At 72.1% G+C, this 4,525-nt stretch carries 3 protein-coding genes and 1 pseudogene; all 4 read left to right on the top strand.

Going from position 1 to position 4,525, the window contains the following annotated elements:
* Positions 1-400: hypothetical protein (locus ACWCSD_RS48400; RefSeq protein WP_449925874.1), on the top strand; the 400-nt coding region annotated here is incomplete at its 5' end.
* Between the two features lie 109 nt (positions 401-509).
* Positions 510-728, top strand: coding sequence for a hypothetical protein (locus tag ACWCSD_RS48395; RefSeq protein ID WP_449925871.1), 219 nt, complete (start codon positions 510-512; stop codon positions 726-728).
* A 17-nt stretch (positions 729-745) separates the two neighbouring features.
* Complete coding sequence (locus tag ACWCSD_RS48390) at positions 746-3,073, top strand: phage portal protein (protein ID WP_449925868.1); 2,328 nt, start codon at positions 746-748, stop codon at positions 3,071-3,073.
* A gap of 76 nt (positions 3,074-3,149) precedes the next feature.
* Positions 3,150-4,525 (top strand): annotated as a pseudogene (locus ACWCSD_RS48385) (hypothetical protein); the annotation flags it as partial.

The raw sequence follows: 4,525 nt of genomic DNA, 5'->3' as shown, positions 1-4,525 counted from the left end.
GACGTACCCGCCAGGCCACGCGTGGGGCATCGCGCTGACCCTGGAGCCTGCCGATCCTGACCTGATGTGGCGGCTCGCCGACAAGCCGTTCATCACCCTGCCTGAGGACCTGAAAACCTTCCCTGAGTTCGAGAACGGCCTGGTTTTCGCCGCGCTCGACCGGCTCTGCGTGAAATGCCGGCAACCCTTCGACCTGTGCGTGTGGCTGCCGTGCGAGGCAGACATCAACGCCGAGCACCTCGTCGGTGGCGACGCGAACGAGCGGGCTGGGCGGGCCAAGCCCGCGCCCGGCACCACGGCGAGGGAGGTCGCCGCCCGCCAGGAGAGTGTCCGCCGCAAGCGGGTACGGCGCGAGGCCGTCGCCCTGATGCAGGCCAGCCGCATCACCGGACTGAACTAGTTCCCGCGCGGGAAGTCCCAGCGCGACGCAAACCCCTCGGGCCTCTACCGTGCCCCGGAGCCCGCCCCCTTACGGCCAGGGCGGCGATCCGGTACGGAGGGGCCCACAGGTGTATTACGACCCGATTGAGCACGTCGAGCGTGACCCGGCACCGGCCGTCGAGCGCGGCCGGATGCAGCGCGACATCGTGGGCCTGGCCGTGATGGTCGTCGGCGGCCTGTGCGTCCTGATCGGCGCGTTCACGTGGTCGACGCCGGCGGGCATCGCCTTGACGGGCGCCTACCTGATGGCCGGCGGCTGGTTCGTCGCCTCCGGCCGGTCGAACTAGGTCTCGGGGGCGCGGACATGGCTCGCAGATTCCTGCCCGGACTCCTCAACCGCGCCGCCGGCGCGACGCTCCAGCGCTCCCCGGAGGAGGCGCTGGCGATGGAGACGAAGGCGTTCACCTCCGGCCTCGGCCCGATGGCCGTCACAGAGTGGTCGTCGCAACTGTCGGTTGCCGCGCGCCGCGCCTGGACGGTGGACCGGGCGGTCGCCGAGGCGTTCGAGCGCACGGTGTGGGTGTACAAGGCGGTCGACTCGATCAGCGAGCACCAGTCCAACCTGGACTACGCGCAGCGCGACATCGACAGCGGGGAGCTGATCGAGGACGATCCGCTGCTGGACCTGCTCAACGACGGGCAGGCGAACGAGCTGGAGACAGGCCGCCAGTTGCGGTACAGGCTGTCGGCTCAGGTGTTGCTCTCCCCGCGGGGCGCATTCGTGGAGATCACGAAGGACCGGCGGGACCGGCCGATCCGGCTTGACCTGCTGCCGCCGGGCCGCACCAGGCCCGTCCCGGGGCTCAACGGCCGGCTGCTGTCGCATTTCGAGACGATCACCCCGGACGGCACGCGGGTGCCCATCCCGCCCGACCGCGTCCGTTGGTTCCGCAAGCCTCACCCTCTCGACCCCTACCTGGGGATCACCCCGTTGCAGGCGGCCGGGCTGGCGGTTGACCAGGACTTCCTTGCCAAGATCTACAACAGCTCGTTCATGTTGAACGATGGTCGCCCTGGCGGCGTGCTGTCGGTGGAGGGGCGGACGAACCCGGCTGATGCGGCGAAGCTGGAGGAGCGGTTCGGGCGCGGGCCCGCCGAGGCAGGCAAGCTGACGGTGATCGGCGGCGGCAAGCTGTCGTACATCGACCTGGCGGCCACGCCGAGGGATATGGCGTACGGGGAGATGGCGGCCCGCGCCAAGGAGGAGACGCTGGCCGCGTTCGGCGTCGGCGAGACCGTGCTCGGCAACTCGTCGGGCCGGACGTGGGATAACGCTGAGCAGGAGCTTTTCACGTTCTGGACGATCACGATGCCGCCGCACCTGCGCATCCTGACGACCGGGTTCGACGTCGACGCCGGCGAGGGCAGGCGGGGCGAGTTCGACACCTCGACGGTGGAGGTGCTGCGGCGCACTGCTGAGGCCCGCCGCCGGGAGGCGCGCGAGGAAGTCAAGGAAGGGCTCATCAGCCCGGACGAGTACCGGGAGATCGCCGACTACGACCCGTACGACCTGCCCCACACGCGGGCGATCTACATCGCGCAGGGCAAGACGCCGATCCCGACCAGGCCGGAGGACGCCCAGGCGCTCGGCCTCGCCTCTCCCGACCAGGCCGCCGCTCCGCCCGCCACGGGCGAGGAGCCCCCGCCCGGGGAACTGCCGCCCGGCGAGGAGCCCACCCAAGACGGGGCCGTCCCGGTGGACGACTCCGACCCGGCGGCCGGGCAGGCGATGGCGATGCTGCAGGAGATGCTCGATGAGTCCGGCGACGAGACCGGCGACCCAGAGCAGGACGCGCCGGCCGACGACGAGGACCAGGACGACGAGGAGGACGAGGGCAAGCCGCGGCGACGCAAGACCGAAACGAAGGCCCTCCCCCAGGCCGCGCCCGGCAGCGACGTACGCGACCAGATCGAGGACGATCTACGCCAGGCGCTGGAACAGCTCGCGCGCAGGCTCGTGAAGCGCACCGCCGCCCGCCTCGCCTCCCCCAAGACGCGCAAGCACACCCGCCACTTCGTCGCCGAATACAAGGCCGACACCCGGGTCGGCACCGACCCGTTGGACGCCGACCGCGTCGCCGACCTCGGCCAGTGGCAGGAGGAAGCCGCCGCCGTGCTCACGCCCGTTCTGACGGCGGCCGCCGGCGCGGCCGCCGGGCCCGTGGCGTCCCCGTGGGTGGGCGTGGCCGCGCCGATGCTTCAGGCCCGTGACTGGCTCGTGGAGCAGATCGTCGGCGCTGCCCGCCGCCTGCGTGACCTGATCCAGGAGCGCGATCGGGCCGGGGATGACATCGACCGTCTCGTGGCCGAAGTGCGCGCCCAGCTCCCCGGACTGGAGGCGTGGGCGGCCCAGGCCAGCGCGCGGGCGGCCACCGCGTTGACGCACGCCGTGGAGTACGTCGTCGTCATGGACGCGGCCGGGCCCAACGGCATGGTGTCGGCCACCTGGCGGGCCCGCGACGACGCCGACGTCCGGCCGACGCACCGGGAGGCGGACGGGCAGGTCCGGCGCGGTGGCGACCTGTTCGAGGTGGGTGAGGCGCTGCTGCGGTGGCCGGGCGACCTCGACGGCCCGATCGAGGAGACCGCGTACTGCCGGTGCCGCCTGCGCTGGGTCGTCTCCCCCGCCTGAGATGCCGGCGCGACGTTAAGCCGCCGAGTCGGCACCCTGCACCCTCGCACGCACACCACGGGGCATGGGGGCTGGTTTGTCCGACTACGACGCTTGGGAAGTCAAGGCACGCCGGGGGTTCGCCAAGTTCGATGACGACCTGCACCCGCGCGACCGCAAGGGCCGATGGATCGAGACCAACGCCCTGGTGTCGGTGTGGGGCGGCGGCCACGGCACCGTCGTCCGAAACGTCGGCGGTGGCCGGCTAGAGGTCCGCATGCAGGACGGCAGCGTCCAGCGGGTCCACCGCAACTACCTGACTGTGCAGAAGCGGCCGGACGGCAGCAAGCCGACCAGCAAGGCCAGCGCCAACCCTGCGGCCATGAAGGTGGAGCAGGCCAGCGCGGAGGGCCGCGACTTCACTCCGGACACCCCGGACGGCCGCACCCCGGTCAAGGACCTCCAGCGCGGCCAGGCCGTCATCGTGCACGGCCGTGCAAGCGACCCCACGCGGGAGACCACGGATGACCCGGACGTGCGGCAGCTCGTCGGCATCGTGCGATTCGTGGAGCCCGACGAGGGCGGCGGCTGGCGTGTGCGTCTGGCCGAGGTTGACGAGATGGCCAAGCCGGTCGACGTCTACATCGCCGACCGCGACGCGGTCGCCCGCGTCATGCCCGCGGACAAGGTCGCCGAGCTGACGGCGGCGATCCGCGACGGCAAGCCCGAGGCCGCCGACATAGCGCGGGCTCTGTTGGCCGACACGCTGGACGAGGATGACCGGGAAGCCGGTGCCCGGCCCGCAGCCCGCCCCTCGGTGCCTGAGCTTGAGCAGCAGATCCGGGACGCCTACCAGCAGATGGTGGAGCCCGGCCGGTGGCTGTCGATGGAGGACCTGCGCGCCAACCTGCCCGGCGTCGACCGGGCCGAGCTGGACGCGACGCTCCTGCGAATGGCCAACGAACGCAAGATCGTGCTCGTCCCGGAGTCCAACCAGAAGACCCTCACCGAGGCGCAGCGCGCGGCGGCGGTCCAGCAGGGCGGCCAGGACAAGCACCTGGTCATGGTCCTGGCCGACCAGCCCAGCAGCCGCCAGGAGGCCGCCCAGACGCCCACGCCCGAGCCCGTTCCGGCGAAGGCGCCGGCGGCGCCGCAGACCGTGGTCCCCGGCGACCTGCAGCCCGGCGACCGGATCACGTTCGACGTGCCGGTGACGGCCGCGAACGAGTTGCGGTTCTCGCTGCCCGGGGCGAAGAACCCGCCCAAGCCTGGCACCACGGTGACGGTGCGGGGCGTGGTCGAGGGCGTCGAGACCGACATGTTCGGCAACTCGCTCGTGCACCTGCGCCGGAGGGGCGCGCAGTGGCAGAGCACGGGCGGCGGCGGCCCCCTGGACGGTGACGGGCTCGACTGGTCGCTGCCTACGGCTGGGATCCCGGCGCCTACCTCAGAAGGCTCCCGCCCGAGCAGGTG

The sequence above is a fragment of the Nonomuraea sp. NPDC001684 genome, assembly GCF_053596515.1.
This window is presented reverse-complemented; position numbering and strand designations above follow the sequence as displayed.